The organism is Pseudomonas sp. CLCA07, from assembly GCF_053615335.1.
In genome coordinates this window covers 1,848,520-1,866,044 of record NZ_CM132131.1, presented here as the reverse complement: position 1 = coordinate 1,866,044, position 17,525 = coordinate 1,848,520, and the positions used below count along the sequence as shown (strand labels likewise).

The 17,525-nt window shown below is 58.4% G+C and carries 10 protein-coding genes; 6 read left to right on the top strand and 4 right to left on the bottom strand.

What is annotated here, in order from left to right:
* Positions 1 to 6: 6 nt before the first annotated feature.
* Both ACWGZX_RS08465 and ACWGZX_RS08460 read right to left on the bottom strand, forming a co-directional pair.
* Entirely contained in the window at positions 7 to 4,788 is a 4,782-nt protein-coding gene (locus tag ACWGZX_RS08465; protein ID WP_452628008.1) for an NEL-type E3 ubiquitin ligase domain-containing protein, read from the bottom strand.
* A gap of 463 nt (positions 4,789 to 5,251) precedes the next feature.
* Positions 5,252 to 8,380 (bottom strand): transglycosylase domain-containing protein, encoded by a 3,129-nt coding sequence (locus ACWGZX_RS08460; RefSeq protein ID WP_452628007.1) that lies wholly within the window; start codon positions 8,378 to 8,380, stop codon positions 5,252 to 5,254.
* Positions 8,381 to 9,049: 669 nt separating this feature from the next.
* Between ACWGZX_RS08460 and ACWGZX_RS08455 the strand changes: the two genes are divergently transcribed.
* The gene (locus ACWGZX_RS08455) at positions 9,050 to 10,471 is read left to right on the top strand and encodes an amino acid permease (RefSeq protein ID WP_452628006.1); all 1,422 of its coding nucleotides are present in this window, start codon (positions 9,050 to 9,052) and stop codon (positions 10,469 to 10,471) included.
* Positions 10,472 to 10,525: 54 nt separating this feature from the next.
* On the opposite strand, the gene ACWGZX_RS08450 is transcribed toward ACWGZX_RS08455, so the two are convergent.
* Positions 10,526 to 11,650 (bottom strand): OpgC family protein, encoded by a 1,125-nt coding sequence (locus ACWGZX_RS08450; RefSeq protein WP_452628005.1) that lies wholly within the window; start codon positions 11,648 to 11,650, stop codon positions 10,526 to 10,528.
* Positions 11,651 to 11,897: 247 nt separating this feature from the next.
* Here ACWGZX_RS08450 and ACWGZX_RS08445 point away from each other — a divergent pair, with 247 nt between their 5' ends.
* Positions 11,898 to 13,403, top strand: a complete 1,506-nt coding sequence (locus tag ACWGZX_RS08445; protein ID WP_452628004.1) for a glucosyltransferase domain-containing protein — start codon at positions 11,898 to 11,900, stop codon at positions 13,401 to 13,403.
* A gap of 128 nt (positions 13,404 to 13,531) precedes the next feature.
* Entirely contained in the window at positions 13,532 to 13,906 is a 375-nt protein-coding gene (locus ACWGZX_RS08440; protein WP_452628003.1) for a GtrA family protein, read from the top strand.
* 42 nt (positions 13,907 to 13,948) lie between these two features.
* On the opposite strand, the gene ACWGZX_RS08435 is transcribed toward ACWGZX_RS08440, so the two are convergent.
* Positions 13,949 to 15,568, bottom strand: coding sequence for an FMN-binding glutamate synthase family protein (locus ACWGZX_RS08435; protein ID WP_452628002.1), 1,620 nt, complete (start codon positions 15,566 to 15,568; stop codon positions 13,949 to 13,951).
* 339 nt (positions 15,569 to 15,907) lie between these two features.
* Between ACWGZX_RS08435 and ACWGZX_RS08430 the strand changes: the two genes are divergently transcribed.
* From ACWGZX_RS08430 to ACWGZX_RS08420, 3 genes are read left to right on the top strand one after another with little or no spacing between them, the layout of a single operon-like run.
* Entirely contained in the window at positions 15,908 to 16,342 is a 435-nt protein-coding gene (locus ACWGZX_RS08430) for an NUDIX hydrolase (RefSeq protein WP_452628001.1), read from the top strand.
* Positions 16,343 to 16,366: 24 nt separating this feature from the next.
* Positions 16,367 to 17,005, top strand: coding sequence for a LysE family translocator (locus ACWGZX_RS08425; protein ID WP_452628000.1), 639 nt, complete (start codon positions 16,367 to 16,369; stop codon positions 17,003 to 17,005).
* A gap of 2 nt (positions 17,006 to 17,007) precedes the next feature.
* Positions 17,008 to 17,505 carry an N-acetyltransferase family protein gene (locus tag ACWGZX_RS08420; RefSeq protein ID WP_452627999.1) on the top strand — a complete coding sequence of 166 codons (498 nt, stop codon included), beginning with the start codon at positions 17,008 to 17,010 and terminating at the stop codon, positions 17,503 to 17,505.
* The last annotated feature ends 20 nt before the right edge of the window (positions 17,506 to 17,525 follow it).

Here is a 17,525-nt window from a genome sequence, read left to right as displayed (position 1 = left end):
TGTTCTTTACTGCCCGGCCTTTTTCAGCGCTTCACGGGTCAGGCGTCGGCTTAACGCCTTTTCGTCATAGCCGATCTCGTTGAGCAACCGCTCATACACGGCATCGGTCATCTCGGCGCCGGTAAACACCACGCTGTGGGGTACGGGAAGTTGATCGGCGAGGTCCTGCAACTGCCGCCGCAACGGAGCGCGCCGCACTTCAGGCCATCGGGCGGAATGTACCCAGGCGTGTTGCGCATCGCGCAACTGATCCAGCAGCTCGGGTTTGCCCCGGTAGATTCGGGCATTACGGCTGTAGGCTTCGGGGTAGGCCTCGCGCAGGTACTTTTCCCAGAAGGGCTGTTCGATCATTTCATTGACCAGCCCGTCGCCGGCCTCCATGGAGATCACAGTGTCAAACGCCGTCTCGAGGGTTCTGGCGCTCACGCCGGCCGTGGGTTCATAGAGCATCGTATTGGATTGCCATGGCAGGTCCAGGCGGTGAGCCAGGCCGGTTTCGTAGGCCAGGTACACCTCGACTTCATCGGGATTGCCCGCTCGGCTGCGGACATCGGCACCGGCGATGTCATCCACCCGCGCCAGGCGCGCGGCACCTTTTGCCAGGGTCACCAACCTGCTTTCCAGAATCGCGGCCGATGTCGAGAGGGCATAGGCTTCGGCGGTGAGGACTTTGATGCCCATGTTATTGAACAACTGGGCACCGGCATCGGCGCAGGTGGTGGGGGCGGAGCTCATCTCGAACAGCTCGGTGCGCAATTCAGTGTCCAGGTCCATGGCCTCGATCATGCGCCAGACGCGTCCGCTGAGATGGTCGCGCAGTGCTCCACCGGCGCGGTAGTCGGCCGACTGCTTGAGTTTCTCAATCAATGCGAAAAAGTCTTTGGAGCCTGGCTCACCCATCAAGTCGTGCCAGGCTTCTTCCTTGAACGTGCCCAATCCGGCGACGACCTTACTCCACCAACGGGAATCATCCGACATCGGCCAGGCATTGATCGCATGCTCGGCGGCACGGCGGTAGATATGCCCGGGGCTCAAGCCCACTGACTTTCGGTACTCCTCATAAGCCATGCGGTTTGCATCGGAGAGCTGCTTGGCGAACAAACGCGTGCGGGCCACGATGCGCGCCTCTTCGGAGCCCGGAACCACGGCCGGCAGTTCCGTGAGCGGGTTCTCCATCAGGTCGAGGAAAAACCCTCGGGGGCGGCGTTTCTCGAACAGACCCTCAGGCCAGCGCGTCACCCCGGTGTTGCTCAAACTGAGGAGCATCAGTTTGGGCATACGCTCGACATTGGGCAGCAGGCCCAGTGCCGGGTTTTCATCGAGCCTGAGTATTTCCATGCGGGTCAGGTTTCTCAGAATCTCGACGGCGTCGGGTGTCAGGGTGATGTGGTTGTCCGTCAGGCGCAGGGTGCGCAGAAAGTGCATCTTGTCGATGCCGTCCGGCAAGTGGGCCAGACGGCAGTCCCTGGCACTGAGCTGCTCAAGCGCAGGGAAGTCTTCCAGCAGACTGCCGGCTCTGGGGTTGAAGGTTGTACGGTCCAGCGTCAGCGTGGTGACCTGATCCAGAAGGTGTTGGATGTCGGGCAACTTGTCCCACCACAGATCGAGGTTGATGACATTGAATTCCGCCGACAGATCCAGTGCGTATCCACCTTCGAGGCTGGCGCTGCGCTCACCGAAGACCATCGATCTTCGTTCAAAACACTGCAACAGTCGTTCGGCAATCAAGCTCCCGCCGTTGTACCTGAAGCTCATCCATTCGGGGTCAACCTCACTGTCACCCGTGCCGTCATAGGGCGCAGGTTCCCAATTTTCCAGAGTCTGTCGCAGCTTTCCAAGCTCCTCCTCCAGCGCGTTCATGACCTTGAACGGCTCTTCTCTGGCATTCAAGGATCGAGCAAAGGTTTCCACTTCGCGTTCATTCAGGTTGGGGTAGAGATTGCGTACCCGGTCTTCCAGCGTCGCGGCGGGTTTGGAAAACAGTGGGCCACGCAGCAGGGTGATCGTTTCGCGGGGCAGGACGGGCACGTTCGGTGGCTCGGCGAGCAGCACCCGACGCACGCTGGGCATTTCGGTCTTGGCCATGATCCATTGCTTGAAGAAAAGGCCTTGTCCGGGTCGGTAACCCAGTGCCTGACGCTTGTTCGCTGGCAAGGCGTGGAGTACCGATTCAACAAAGTCGTCGGCTTCATGCACTTTGTTGTTGGCACCGTCCCGCACTTCGTATTGGTCGGATTCCTCGCGGATCAGCAGTCGCACGGTCGTCGCATCTTCGGCGCCGACGCTGCATCGCAGTGGTCCGTCGAAGGTGCCTTCGCGCACTTCAATGCGCAGCTCGGCGAAGGTGTCGGTGTACAGCCGCAGGGTATTGAGTACCAGCCTTTCGGTATCCGCCCCCCACTGCGCATCAGCATAAAAGCCCTCATAGGCGTGGCTGAGCCGTGCTTCGAAGGCGGCTTCGCGGGCCAGGGTTTTCAAGCGCAGCGGCGGGCGCTGTTCTTTTGACAGGCGCTCCAGTTCACCACCACGGGCCCCGGCCAGCAGTGTTTCGGCCGTGCGTGCCGGCAGCTCCGGTACCGTTTGACGAAGCACGCGGATGCGCGGGTTGTCCGAGGTTTGCCCGGCCTGGTAAAGCTGATTGAAGATGTCTGTCCTGAACTTGCCGGCTTCATCAGCCAGCTGATTGCGCAGGGCGTGCAGGCGATCACCCTTGGCGACCTGCGGACCGAGCAACGCTTCAAGCTCTGCGTCGTTGAAAAAGTCGACGACGCTTTGCGGAAATTGGTCGCTCGTGACATGGGCGATACTGGTGGCGAGGGTCTGTTCGTCGCTGGCCTGTTCATTGCCATACTGACGAGAACGCCCAGTCAGGTCGGAGTTTTCGTAAACCTTCAGCGACTTCTCTGCGGGCCAGCCGTCCAGATAGGTCACCAGCGGCTCAAACCAGTAAGGGATCGGTTCGAGGGGCTGCCCGGCACGGATTTGCTCGATCGTTGTGTCGATCTGCCGGTCAATATTCAAACGCTGCAGGCTGTCGGCAAGCAGCGGCGGTGGTGGTGCATTGTCGATGTACATCCGTCGCAGCGCATCATCGTCGGTGCCGCTGGCGATGCGCACTCGCTCAAGCGCTGCATCGCTGAAACCATCCACGTCATGGCCGAGGCGGCGCATCAATGTCGGGCCTTCCCAGTCCTGCGGGGTTTCGCCTTCATGGGTCCAGGCACCCAGGCCATTGGTCTTCAATTCGGGTAAATAGGCATTGGCGCGCTGAGGATGCTTGATGCGGTAGCGCCCCTGCGTTATCTGGTGTTGCACGGCGTAGTGTTTGCCCTCCAGTGGCAACACACTTTGCCCCTTGTGCGAATGCAGGCCTCGCTCATCCGGTCGCGAACCGTCCGGCAACGTGAGTCCGGGCTGTTCGTAGGGTGTGAGATCGGGATGCCACAGCCGGGACTGACCGTTGGGCAATCTCACCGGTTTCATCCCTTCGATCAAGGGCGAAAGCCTCAGGCGCGCGAATTTGCCAAGCTCTGCACCTGCCGCAATAGCCGCCAGTTGAATGATGTTCGTCACCACCTCGACGATGTGTTCGGCGGCTTCGGTCCATAACCCTTCGGCCATGTCGACGATGGATTCGACCACGTCACTGGTGATCTGGTAGGCGGTGTAGACCATCATCAACTCACCCAGGAAGGGCACGAACGGGGTGATGACAATCAGCGCGATGTTGAAGATGTCCGAAACGATCTTCTTGAAGTTGTCCCACCAGGCCCAGCGGGCATTGCTGTCGGCATCGGCGGTGGACACGGCGATGTGTCTGGCGTCGTTGAGAATCTTGTTCAGTTTCTGCTGATAGAGATGCGTCCACAGATTGTCGTTAATCAGTTCGGTACGAAAATGCAGCCGAGGATGAGCCACCGGCTCTTCGCGCCATGGTGGACGCTGATCCAGTGGCTCTTTTTTGTGCCAACGCACCTCGGTCAGGTTCTGCTGGAGTTCGGCGAAAAACAGCCCACGTTGCTGATGAGGGACGAATTGACTGAAGTATTGGCGGTAGGTCATACCGCTGGATCTGATCAGTTTGTTTTCCCGCAACTGGCGTGTCAGTTCGTTTAAGAAGTCGGGGAGCGAGGGGTACGACTTCAGCGGATGTTCGGGGTCCTGCGGGACATAGGCGATCACCTGCTCGGTCTGCCATGTCCGATCCAGATCCGGGGCGATCAGGACGATACCGGTCAGCGCCGTGTCCAGCATCGACAGTTCGTGAAAGCGCAGGTGCTTGCCTTTGAGTTTGATATTGCGTTCACCCTCAAGCATCGCCACCACGACGTCACGGGTGTAGGGTCCGATATCGCCGGTCACCACCGCCAGTTGCGCCGCCGCTTTGAATGCTGCTTTCTGACTTCTGACGACTTTTTTCTTCAAGAGCGTTTTGACAACGGCATCGCCGGACAACAACGCACTTTCAAGGTACTGGGTGTAACGGGCGCCGATATCCAGTTCGCGACACAGTGTCTGGAACTGAGCGATGGACATCTTGTGCTTGATCGGTTTGATGTCGAACAGCCCACGTTCATCGGGCTGGCTGATGAAATCCGAATCGGCTTCGCAGGTTTCAGAGCGTGCAAAGTTGTGCAGCGCGGCGTCCAGCAGAGATACAGTTCGGGTGACAACACCTTTTGAAATGTCTATGGCGTACCACGGCTGTTGCTTGGGTAAATAAAGATGCAGGAATGTTGTTTTGACGTCGTCCTCGACGCCATAGCGTTGCTTGAGTGCGGCACTCAATAAGGGTTCGGCAAATTCATAAACATTCTGCAACTTATCGAACAGCCGGTCGATGCTGTTGTGTTCGGTCCACAGTTTCAGATTGGCATCTTGTAACTGGCTGTGATCGTGCTGTGAGGCGGTTGTTATCCAAGTCGCGGGGCTTATTCGCGCGGAACTTAGTTCCCTGGCTCTTTTTAGTGATGAGCTTTTGAATACGAGAGGGATGCGGCTCTTGATAAACGCGTAGTGATGGCCACTGTCGCCAAGTGTGTCCGGCTCTTGATCTGCGATTATACGTCCTTGTAAGTCAGACATTGTTTTAATAAACCTTGAGCGTTAATAGGAGCTTCCAGCCTACCTTTCATTGCTCAAAGTTAAAGTTTGAATAACTGCTGTTAAGTCAGAGTTGGTCCTTGAAAAAACATTGAAATTATCAATGTCGAAAATAATTATGTACCACCTGCGCACACGGCCGGTTCTGTTAACGCCGCACCACTTCAATCGGCAAGCAACCGGTGTTACCGGTGGGTTGCAGGTACGGCGTCAGAATCGGCGCCATGCCCTTGAGCACTTGCACCGGCAGCGCTGAAGTGAACGTGAACGATTCGGCCGAGCGACCCGGCACGAAGGCGGTGAGGGTGCCGAAATGGTGATCGCCGATGAAGAACACGAAGGTCGCCGTGCGATTGAGGGATTTGGAGCTGATGACCCGCCCGCCGGAACCAATGGCTGCAATGCGGTTGTCGCCGGTGCCGGTCTTGCCGCCCATGGCCAGCGGTTTACCGTCGGGCAGGGTGAAACTGCCGGACACACGTCTCGCCGTACCGGCATCCACCACTTGCGACAGGGCTTCGCGCATGGCCGTGGCAACTTCGGACGGCATCACCCGCTTGCCTACGTCCGGATCATTGATCAATTTGGTTTCGTACGGTGTGTTCGCCGCGAAATGCAGCGTATCGATGCGCAGCGTCGGCATGCGTACGCCATCGTTGAGAATGGTGCCGATCAACTCGCCCAGCGCCGCCGGGCGGTCACCTGAGCTGCCAATGGCGGTGGCCAGCGACGGCACCAGGTGATCAAACGGGTAGCCGACTTGCTGCCAGCGCTGGTGAATGTCGAGGAACGCTTCGATCTCGAGCATAGTGCGAATGCGGCTGTCACGGGCGCCCTTGTGACGGCTTTTGAACAGCCAGCTATAGACTTCCTGGCGTTCGAAATGGCTGGCCTTGACGATCTGGCTCCACTTGGCGTCAGGGTTGTTCAACAGGTAACCCATCAGCCACAGGTCCAGCGGGTGGACCTTGGCGATGAAGCCCTGATCCGGCAGATCGTAGGCTCCGGGGCTGTAGTTTTCGTACAGCCGTTGAAGGCGTTCGTCGGTGAGTTTTTCGGTAGCTTTTCCGGTGGGCTTGGGGCCTTTGAGGTGCGAACGCACAAAGGTGTTAAAGCTTTCCTGACTGGCTTGCGGCAGCAGATAACGGTGAATCGCCGCCAAGCGAATCGGGGTCGGGCGCAGGCTGTCGAGGAAGGTGTCGAGCCGCGCCTGGGTGTCCTTGTTTTTGTACTTCTTCCAGAACTTCAGCAGGAACGAGGTGCCTTCGCGGTCGGCAAAATTGGCCAGGTATTCCTGACGCCGAGGGTCGCGGTCGTCCTTGAGCAGTTCGGCGCTGCTGTTGGGGCCGGAATACGTGGCGTAACGCACCAGGTCGCGCATCAGCCGAATGAACGGCAGGTTGATGGATTCGCGCAGGGCATCGCGCAAGGTGGGGATGCGGCCGTTGTCTTCCTTGCGAAAGTTATGGAACACGTGCAACCCGCCCCCGGTGAAAAACGCTTCGCCGGGGCTGGCCGAGTATTTGCGATCCAACGCGGCGCCGAGCATGGCCGGCAGGTTGCGGTCTGTGTTCTCGATCAGGTAATCAACGGCCCAGCGGCTCAGGCGGTCCTGGTCAGGGACGTCGATTTTTTTCAGTTCAGGGACCGTCATCCCGGCATATTTATCGTGCAACTCGGCGATGATTTGCAGGTAGGTGGTGAGCACGCGCATTTTTGCAGTGGAGCCCAATTCCAGCTTGCTGCCTTCGTTGATGTCGAACGGCTGGTCGGTGCTGTCGGTCTGAATCCGCACGCGCGCGCCGTCCGGTGTCAGTTCAAACAGGGTGAAGCTGTAGCGCACCTGGGTGGTACTGGTGGGGGTGAGCAGGCGTTCGCCCATCAAGCCGATCTGCGTGGCAAACGCCGGATCGGCCAGATGCTTGAGGTACTCGGTGGCCTTGGATTGCAGGTCGCCTTGCAGGGTGCTGGTGGCAGACAGGTCGAGGCGATCAAGGTCGTACAGCGGACGATTGAGCAACCCGCCCAGGCGGCTGCGCGCTACGCTGATGCCTTTGTTGGTTTCGATCGGCTGAATGGTCGGCTGGGTCTGCCAGTCGCGATAAGTGACCTTGCTGGCCAGTGCCGCCGCCGCGAGGGGCGCATCAATCACGTTGTTCTGTGCCAGCAGCCGAATGTGGCTGTCGGTGAGATCGACCAGTTCGTCACGGCCCTTGGTCAGGTAGTGAGAAGGGCGACGCTGGGCAATCATCAACGAGAGCACTTCACGCAGGGCCAAACCTTTCGCGGCCAGGGTCTTTGGATCCGTGTCGGTGCTGGCGAGCGTCTCGTTGGCCTTATTGAAGTCGGCGCCGTACCAGACGCGCAACCCTTCGGCCATGCCATGCACTTCACCGTGACCGGGCACGGCAGAGAGCGGCACGCTGTTGAGGTAATCGCGAACCACATTTTGCCGCGCCTCAAGGGTTTCCGGACCGGCCTGATAGGCACGCACGGTGGCGGAAATCATCTGCCGGATCTTTTCCGCGCCCGAGACCGTCAGGCCGTCGGGCGAATGCCGATATTTTTCAAGCTGTGTCGCCAGGGTACTGCCGCCCGCCGACTGGCCCGGCAGGTGCATCAGTTTGGCCACCTGCGACCACGCGGCCATGCCAAAGCGTGGCCAGTCCACGGCGGGGTTGGCCAAGGGTTGTTTGGGGTCGAGCAGAAAGCGGTTCTCGATGAACAACAGGCTGTTGACCACCACCGGCGGAATCGATTCAAAGCTTGAATAAAGCTGTTGTGGATACTTGAACTGGTACAGCGGTAACGCGCGGCAATCGGTGATCGACAGGCCGGCCTGGATTTTCTCCGAATAGGGCACGAAAAGGCCTTTGGCACTGTAGTCCATCAGCTTTGGAGAGAAACGCGTCTGGGCTGAAATCACGTAGTCGCGCTTGAGTAACCGGGGCAGGAACTCATTCAGTGAGCTGTAGCCCAGTCGCAAATCGAAAGGCCCGGCGCCAGGGTAACGAATGGCATCGCTGGGGCCCGGTTCCAGGGTGTAGCTCAGCGACGCGGCGAATTTGCTGGCTTCCCGTGCCTGAAACTTCGAAGTGCGCATTTCTTTGGCAGCAGCGAGCCCCACGACGATCAGAATGATGAGCAGCAGCAACCAAAACGCCTTCCAGCCGTGTTTGACACGGCTGCTACGGGGTTTTTCAGGTGATGGCGCTTCATCCACAGGTTCAGTCGGGACCACAGTTTTACTCGTATCGGTTTGCCACAAAGCGCCCATAGTCGATTGATCCATTTACGCAGATTGATCGGACTTGTCTCAAGCTTAGACGGTGGATGGCGATGGTGAAAAAATTGTGAGCGCATAAATATCGAATATTTCCCGTGACCTGTGATGAGTGGGCTTTTGTGGCTAGTGGGCTTTTGTGGCGAGGGGGCTTGCCCCCGTTCGGCTGCGAAGCAGTCGTAAAATCGGCAACAAAGGTGTGCCTGATATCTGGGACTGCTGCGCAGTCCAACGGGGCGGTGCGGCGTTCCGACAAGCCCCCTCGCCACAACGAATCCTTTAGCTTCAGGGGAAGTGATCTGCGCTGAAATGCTTGGATTAGACGCTTCGAGAGGGAAACTCTACGAATGTCTGGGCATGACGACGCACCAATGCTGTGCAATACTCGCCGCCGTGTTCAATTGCGAGTGAAATCAGCTTTAGCCAGTTAAAGCCTCTCCTTCTATCGCGCTTTTGCCGAGAGTTGTGGCTGTAATTTATGGTTTATAGAGTGAAAACGCCTGCGAAAAGCTTTTTATACTGCGCGTCCCGCTGATCCTGAAGGTTTTGTCCTACAGGACGGTTTTGCCCAAAAAGCAAACCGGTTTCAGGCAAGCAATGGCTTATCGGTCAGCGCTTCGACACTCGGTGGGTATATCCAATAACAAGACGAGGATGTCCCCTATGCCAGTCGGCAATCAGCTGCCCCACGGCGAGACCGCTCAAGGCGGCCCGCTTAAACGCGAACTCGGCGAACGGCATATTCGCTTGATGGCGCTCGGTGCCTGTATCGGTGTCGGTTTGTTTCTCGGATCGGCCAAGGCCATCGAAATGGCCGGCCCGGCCATCATGCTGTCGTACATCATCGGCGGTCTGGCGATCCTGGTGATCATGCGCGCCCTCGGCGAAATGGCCGTGCACAACCCCGTCGCGGGCTCGTTCAGCCGTTATGCCCAAGACTACCTCGGCCCCTTGGCGGGATTTCTCACCGGTTGGAACTATTGGTTCCTGTGGCTGGTGACCTGCGTCGCGGAAATTACGGCGGTGGCGGTGTACATGGGCGTCTGGTTCCCCGATGTGCCGCGCTGGATCTGGGCGCTGTCAGCGTTGATCAGCATGGGCACCATCAACCTGATCAACGTAAAAGCCTTCGGTGAATTCGAATTCTGGTTCGCCCTGATCAAGATCGTCACCATCGTTGCGATGGTCATCGGTGGCATCGGCGTGATCGCGTTCGGCTTCGGTAATGACGGTGTAGCGCTGGGGATTTCCAATCTGTGGACCCACGGCGGCTTCATGCCCAACGGCGTGCAAGGCGTATTGATGTCGCTGCAAATGGTCATGTTCGCCTACCTCGGCGTTGAGATGATCGGCCTGACCGCCGGTGAAGCAAAAAATCCGCAGAAGACCATCCCGGATGCCATCGGCTCGGTGTTCTGGCGGATTTTGCTGTTCTACGTCGGCGCGCTGTTCGTGATCCTGTCGATCTACCCGTGGAACGAAATTGGCACCCAGGGCAGTCCGTTTGTGATGACTTTTGAGCGTCTGGGTATCAAAACCGCTGCTGGCATCATCAACTTTGTGGTGATCACTGCCGCGCTGTCGTCCTGCAATGGCGGCATTTTCAGCACCGGGCGCATGCTCTACAGCCTGGCGCAGAATGGCCAGGCCCCGGCTGGTTTCGCCAAGACGTCGAGCAACGGTGTACCGCGTCGCGCCTTGCTGCTGTCGATGGGGGCATTGCTGCTGGGTGTGTTGCTCAACTACTTGGTGCCTGAAAAAGTCTTCGTCTGGGTCACCGCGATTGCCACCTTCGGTGCGATCTGGACTTGGGTGATGATCCTGCTGGCCCAGCTCAAATTCCGTAAAGGACTGAGCGCCAGCGAGCGTGCCGGACTCAAATACAAGATGTGGCTGTACCCGGTGAGCTCGTACCTGGCGCTGGCGTTCCTGGTGTTGGTGGTCGGCCTGATGGCGTACTTCCCGGACACCCGTGTGGCGCTGTATGTGGGGCCTGCGTTCCTGGTGCTGCTGACGGTGTTGTTCTATGTGTTCAAGCTGCAACCGACCCAAGTGTCGCAAGGTGCGGTACGTTCGGCGTCGTAAGGCGTAACGCCTGAAATGCAAAAGCCCCGGTCCATTGGCCGGGGCTTTTTCGTTTCAGGCTGCCGCGATGTGTGGTGAACGGTTCAGGCGTTTATTGAATTCCAGCCAGACCGCCAACAACCCCATCAACCCGGCCCCCACCAACGCGGTGAAGATTTGCATGGCAAACGCATCGTCGGTCAGGGCGTTGATCATATCCGCCAACGGCGCCAGCAAAACGCCGAGGCAGAACACTTCCAGTGAAAAACGACCCATGCGCGAGCATTGCCGGGCCAGCCAATTCTGCGTCCAGCCAGTGTCCGGCAACAGTTTCGCCGTAACGTATGCCAGAGCCAGAAAGTGCAGCAGGCGCACTGGCGACAGGTCGGTCTTGCTGATCGGGTAGAGCAGGTTGTCCAGAAGGGTTGGCATCAGCGCGTCATGAATGGCCGGCCAGCGCCAGGAGACGGTAATCACTCCGGCAGCCACCACGTAAATCGCCGCACAGACAAACAACGGCTGGCGCAGCAGCGGACGATCCTCGGTCAACCGTGGCCTTTGCCCGTGAATCGCAGCGGCGCCGCCGAGCACAAACAGCAGTTGCCAGGTAACGGGGTTGAAGTACCACACGCCGTCCTTGATCGCGGCCAGGTTCCAGCCAAATACCAGCGCCAGCAGGTAGACAGTCAACGATACCGCCACTACCGCCCAGGCTTTTCGCACCAACATGGGCAGCACCAGCGGCAACCCAACCAGCAACACGATGTACAGCGGCAACGGATCCATCAGGTTCGGTTTGAAGCGCAACAATAATTCATCGGTCAACGCTTGCTGCGGGTTGCTGATGAAGTGGAGCATGCCCATTTCCTCGACCAGATCCCGGGTTTCCACATGGCTGTTGGCGAAAAACACGATGCCCATCAGCATCGCCAGCAGAAAAATATGCACCACATACAGCACCCAGGCGCGGCGCAGGATTTTCACGCAAGTAATCAGATAACCGTCGCGCGCAAGGACTTTTCCGTAGGCCAGGACCGCCGCGTAGCCCGCCAGAAACACAAAGACCTCTGCTGCATCGCTGAAGCCGAAGTTACGCAGGGTAATTTGGCCCAAGGGGTTGTGGGGCACGTGATCCCAGAAAATGAAGATCAGTGCCAGGCCACGGAAAAAGTCGATTCGGTGATCGCGTTCAGTCGTCATGGCTGCGGGCTCTTGAACGGTGTTGAAGTGGGGGCGGCCGGTGCCACAATTAAGTCGCGCGCGGCACATCGGCGGCGCGCAGGGTGCGGGGATTAGCCGGCAATTGCAAAGTGTGGGTATTACGGGATGTCTCAGCGCATTTCCGAAGGGCAACCGCCGGTCTAAAAGCCCGGCAGCTTTGCGATCTCTGACTAACGTCGGATTCAAAGTTGTATTGGTTGTGGGCGAAATCCCTTGAGGCGCCGACATGAGCATCTGCGATTGGCTCGACAAAGCACGTGGAGGCCGTCAGGTCTGGTTGCTGTTTGTTCTTGCGACGTCGCTCTATGTCCTGCCGTTGATCCTCGCGGATTACCCTTACATCGATGACAACTGGCGTTCCCTGGCCGCTGGCATGGGCTGGTCGGAGGAGGGCCGCCTGTTCGCACAATGGTTCTACAACCTGCTGACCTTCAGCGGTGCCGCGCCCAATATCTTCCCGTTGCCGCTATTGATTGCCACGCTGGCCATGAGTGCAGCCCTGACCCGCCTGACGTTCCACTACTTTCCCGAACCGACTATTGCTCATTGCCTGGTGGTTCTTCCGCTTTGGTACAACCCGTTTCTCCTGCAAAACCTGTCGTACCAATATGACGGGCCGACCATGGCGCTGAGTGTGGTAGCGGTGATTTACGCGATCACGTTCAAAGGCCCCACGCGCGTTCAGCAACTGATCGTTCCGGCGCTATTGATTGCGTTGGCCATCGGTCTTTATCAGGTCAGCATCAATGTGTTTTTCGGGCTCTGTTGCCTGGAGCTGCTGCGGGGTGCAAACGACAAGTTATCGTGGCCCGCGTGGTGCCGATTGCTCGGCTGGAAAGTCGCGCAGGTGGTGTTGGCAGGCTTGATCTACGGCGCCACGGCCTTTGCTTACATGAGTCAAAACCGCACCGCGATGTTGAACGGAGCGGCAGCACCACTGCTGCAAGTTGAAATCAATGCAGGCCGGGTGCTGGAAAAAGTCGTGCTGCTGTTTCATGGTGGCTTTACCTGGGTGTTCGCCGCGCTATTGCTGTGCGCCATCGTCGGGGGGGCACGCGTGGGGCAGGGCTTGCTGGCGCGGCAGGACAGGAGGCTGCACAAAGCGCTGATGGGGTTGGTGTGTTTGTTGATTCTGCCGGTCCTGGTGTTATTGGTGCCCGGTGCTTCACTGTTTTTTCGTGACTTCAATGAAGGCGCCCGAACCTTGATGGGCTTTGGCGTCGTGCTGGTGTTGCTGTTCTATCTCAGTCATCGGGCTCTGGCATCGTTGCACGGAAAACTGCCGTTGCTGTTGCTCATCCCGCTGTTGGCGATGCTCTCGCTGTCCTTCGCTTACGGGCGCGTGCTGACCCTGCAAAAAACCTTCGCGACCAACGCGCTGTATGCCTTGAGTGCCGACATCGCCTCGCGCCCCGCATTGCGCGATGCCAAGCGCATTTACTTGTCGGTGACTTACTCGGATCACTGGTTAGTTGCCGCCGCAGGGTCGTTCAAGCAGATGCCGGTTTTGCACTATTTGCTGAACACCGACTACTACATGCTCGCGGAAAATCTGCCGAAAACCGGCATCACCAATGTGGTCCGGGAAAAGGAACGACGCAACGCGACACGAGTGGGTTATCAGGGGTATCCGCCGCTGGTGGACAGCCAGTTTTATCGCATTTATCTGCTGGGGGATTACGGCTTTATCGTCATGAAAGAGCCGGTGCCCGTGAAAACGCTTCAGTGGTGAATGAAGATAGTGGGCATGACCGTTAATCAGGAATACCGCGGCACCTGCTATTTCTGACAGTAGACGCACACCTGCCCTGACATTAGGTTGAAGCACTTCTGAAACCGAGAGCGGGCCAGGGAACGGACATGAAAGCCTTATGGAAAGAATTCTCCACCTATACGGTTGTTGGCGTGGCCAATACGCTGATTCATTGGCAAATATTTTATGTACTCACCACCTCCGCCGAATGGAGTCAGGCCGCCAGTAACGTTTCGGCGTTTTGTGTGGCTGCGTCGTTCTCTTTGTATGTGCATGCGCTGTACACATTCGACGCCAAAGCATCGATGCTTCGTTATCTGGTGTATGTCTGTTTCATGGGGGTGATGAGTTTCGTTGTCGGCCATTTCGCTGATGTCCGGAAACTTCACGGGTTGGTGACCGTCGGGTCGTTCTCGTTCTTGAGCCTGATCTGCGGGTTGTTATTTTCGAGATTTATTCTGTTTAGTGAGCGTGAGGTGTGAAAGATGCCAGCCTCCCCGTGAAGCTGGCATGCAGAGCCATTGTTAAGCGGCAGCCACCTCATTGGGCTCAAAACTATCCGCCCGAGCCATTTGCCACATCCGCGAGTAAAACTCCCCATTTACTTCCCCGGTAAGCAACTCCCCCGGTTTCAAGAACACATGCAACTGCGAGAACAACTTGATCTCGGTCGCCGACATGCGCCGCACCAAGTGTTTGGCCGACAGCTGTGAAGGGTGATCGAGGCCCGCCGCCGCGAGCATTTCGGCCAGAGCTTTGAGCGTATTGCGATGAAAGTTGAACACCCGCTGGGCCTTGTCCGGTACCACCAGCGCGCGTTGACGCAAGGTGTCCTGAGTCGCCACACCGGTCGGGCATTTGTTGGTGTGACAGCTTTGCGACTGAATGCAACCGATAGCGAACATGAAGCCGCGCGCCGAGTTGGCCCAGTCGGCGCCGATGGCCAGGACGCTGGCGATGTCGAAGGCGCTGACGATCTTGCCGCTGGCGCCGAGTTTGACTTTGTCCCGCAGGTTCAGGCCGACCAGCGTGTTGTGCACGAACAACAAACCTTCGCGCATCGGCACGCCGATGTGGTCGGTGAACTCCACCGGCGCAGCGCCGGTGCCGCCTTCCTTGCCGTCGACGACGATGAAGTCCGGGAGAATGCCGGTTTCCAGCATGGCCTTGGCGATGCCCATGAATTCCCATGGGTGACCGAGGCAGAACTTGAAGCCCACTGGTTTGCCGCCGGACAGTTCACGCAGTTGCTGGATGAAGTGCATCAGTTCGATCGGTGTGGAAAAGGCGCTGTGCCGCGACGGCGAGATGCAGTCTTCGCCCATCATGATGCCGCGGGTTTCGGCGATTTCCCTGGTGACTTTGTGCTTGGGCAGAATCCCGCCATGGCCGGGTTTAGCACCTTGGGACATCTTGATTTCGATCATGCGAACTTGCGGCGTTTGTGCCTGGGCGGCGAAACGTTCCGGGTCGAATTGGCCGTCAGCGGTACGGCAGCCAAAGTAACCGCTGCCGAGTTCCCAGGTCAGGTCGCCGCCGTTTTCCCGATGGTAAGCGCTGATGCTGCCTTCACCGGTGTCATGGGCAAAGTTGCCGAGCTTGGCGCCCTGGTTCAAGGCGCGAATCGCGTTGGCGCTGAGCGAGCCGAAGCTCATGGCCGAGATATTGAATACTGACGCGGAGTACGGCTGGGTACATTGCGGGCCGCCGACCATCACGCGGAACGCGCTCGGATCGCTCAACGGCGCCGGACGCATCGAGTGGCCGATGAACTCGAAGCCTGACTGATACACATCGATCAGCGTGCCGAAGGGTTTGTCCGCGCTTTCGTTCTTGGCGCGTGAATAAACCAGCGAACGCTGGGCCCGAGAGAAGGGCAGGGCATCGCTGTCGGATTCGAGCAGGTACTGGCGGATTTCCGGGCGAATGCCTTCCACCAGATAACGAATATTGCCCAGGATTGGATAGTTGCGACGCACCGCGTGCGGGCTTTGCAGCAGATCGAACACGCCGATCAGGCTGAGCACGCCCGTGACGGCAGTGATCGGCCAGAGCCAGTCGTATTGCACAAAGGGCAGGCTGGCGAGGGTGAAGATCACGCAAGCGGCAAAGAAGGCGTAGCGGCTCAGGAGTGACAGGCTCATACGGTTTCCTTGGGGTCGGACTCGGTCATTGATTAGCAATGTTGCAACTTGCTTTTGTGGCGAGGGGGCTTGCCCCCGTTGGACTGCGTAGCAGTCCCAAACCATCCACCGCATTCTTCCCAACAGAACTCTTTGCAGGTCTTACGACTGCTCCGCAGCCGAACGGGGGCAAGCCCCCTCGCCACAGGGATCAGCGGCGCAGCGCAGTTGTCAGGCATTCTGCGCCCTGAGGAAAATCGATAACAGTCTCTTGTTCGCGCGATCCGGGTGTCCGTCTGATGACGAGCCCCCGGCGAGCATGGGATCCTTGCGGTTTTTACCCAAGGCCCTCTCTGATCCATGACGCTTTCATCCGCTGATACACCGCGCCTCATTCGCATCGCCGCCGCCCTGTTGATCGGTCCCGACGGCCGCACATTGCTGGTGCGCAAGCGCGGCACTCAAGCCTTCATGCAGCCGGGCGGCAAGATCGAAGCCCATGAACAACCGGTACACGCGTTGGCCCGGGAGCTGGAAGAAGAGCTGGGTCTGATCATCGATCCTGCGCATGCCCGTTACCTTGGGCACTTCTCGGCACCGGCCGCCAACGAGCCGGGATTTGTCGTACACGCCGAACTGTTTTTGCTGACTATCGATGCCGACGTTACCCCGGCGGCGGAGATCGAAGAAGTGATCTGGATCGACCCGGCCATCGATGGCGATGTTACGCTGGCGCCATTGACACGGGACCTGATCCTGCCGTTTTATCGAGCATCGCTGAGCGAACCTGCCTAATCATTACCGGACGAAGGATTGCCCATGATTCCGCTTCAAGATCTGTTGATTTTCGCTGCCGCCGCGTTGTTGATGGTGCTGACGCCGGGGCCGAACATGATCTACCTGATCTCCCGTTCAATCTGTCAGGGGCGCAAGGCCGGCGTGACGTCATTGCTGGGCGTGGTCGCGGGGTTCTTCGTGCATTTGTTCGCCGCCGCTGCCGGTTTGACCGCGGTGTTCCTGGCGGTGCCGATGGCCTATGAAGTCTTGAAATGGGCCGGGGCGTTGTACCTGGTGTGGCTGGCCTGGCAGGCGGTCAAGCCCGGTGCGCGTTCACCGTTCGAGGCGCAGCAATTGCCGCCGGACTCATCGCGCAGACTGATCACCATGGGGTTTCTCACCAGTGCGTTGAACCCCAAGATTGCGGTGTTTTACCTGTCTGTGTTTCCGCAGTTCATCAACCCTGAACACGGCTCGGTATTCAGCCAAAGCCTCATCCTTGGCCTGACGCAGATCAGTGTCAGCTTCTGCGTCAATCTGCTGATCGCGTTGTTCGCGGCGGGCATCGCCTCGTGGTTCGTCAACAACCCGGCCTGGCTGGCGGTGCAGCGTTATTTCATGAGCTTTGTGTTGGCGGCACTGGCGGTGCGGCTGATGCTTGAGCAACGCAAGATGGCGTGAACATGTGGATTGAACGGCTCGATGCCAGTCATGCCCTGGCTTACCGGGAATTGATGCTCGAAGCCTACGACTTGCATCCGCAGGCCTTCACTTCAAGTGTGCGCGAACGCGCCGCGATGCCGCTGAGTTGGTGGGAAAAGCGCCTGACCAGCAAGCTGGATGCGGTGTTTGGGGCGTTTGAAGAAGGCCGGCTGGCGGGCATTGTCGGGTTGGCATTTGAACCGCGAGAAAAGGCCCGGCACAAGGCGAGGCTGTTTGGCCTGTATGTGTCGGGCACGGTTCGCCAGCGCGGGTTGGGGTATGAGTTGGTGCAAGCGGTGTTGGCCGAGGCGCGCAATCATCCGGCGCTGAAGGTCATTCAACTGACTGTTACTGCCGGCAACGAGGCAGCGTTCAACCTGTACCAGCGCTGCGGCTTCATTCAGTTCGGCCTGGAACCGCTGGCGGTGTGGGTGGGCGAAGACTACTTCGACAAAATCCATATGTGGCGTGAACTCTAAACCCACCGCTATCCCCTGTA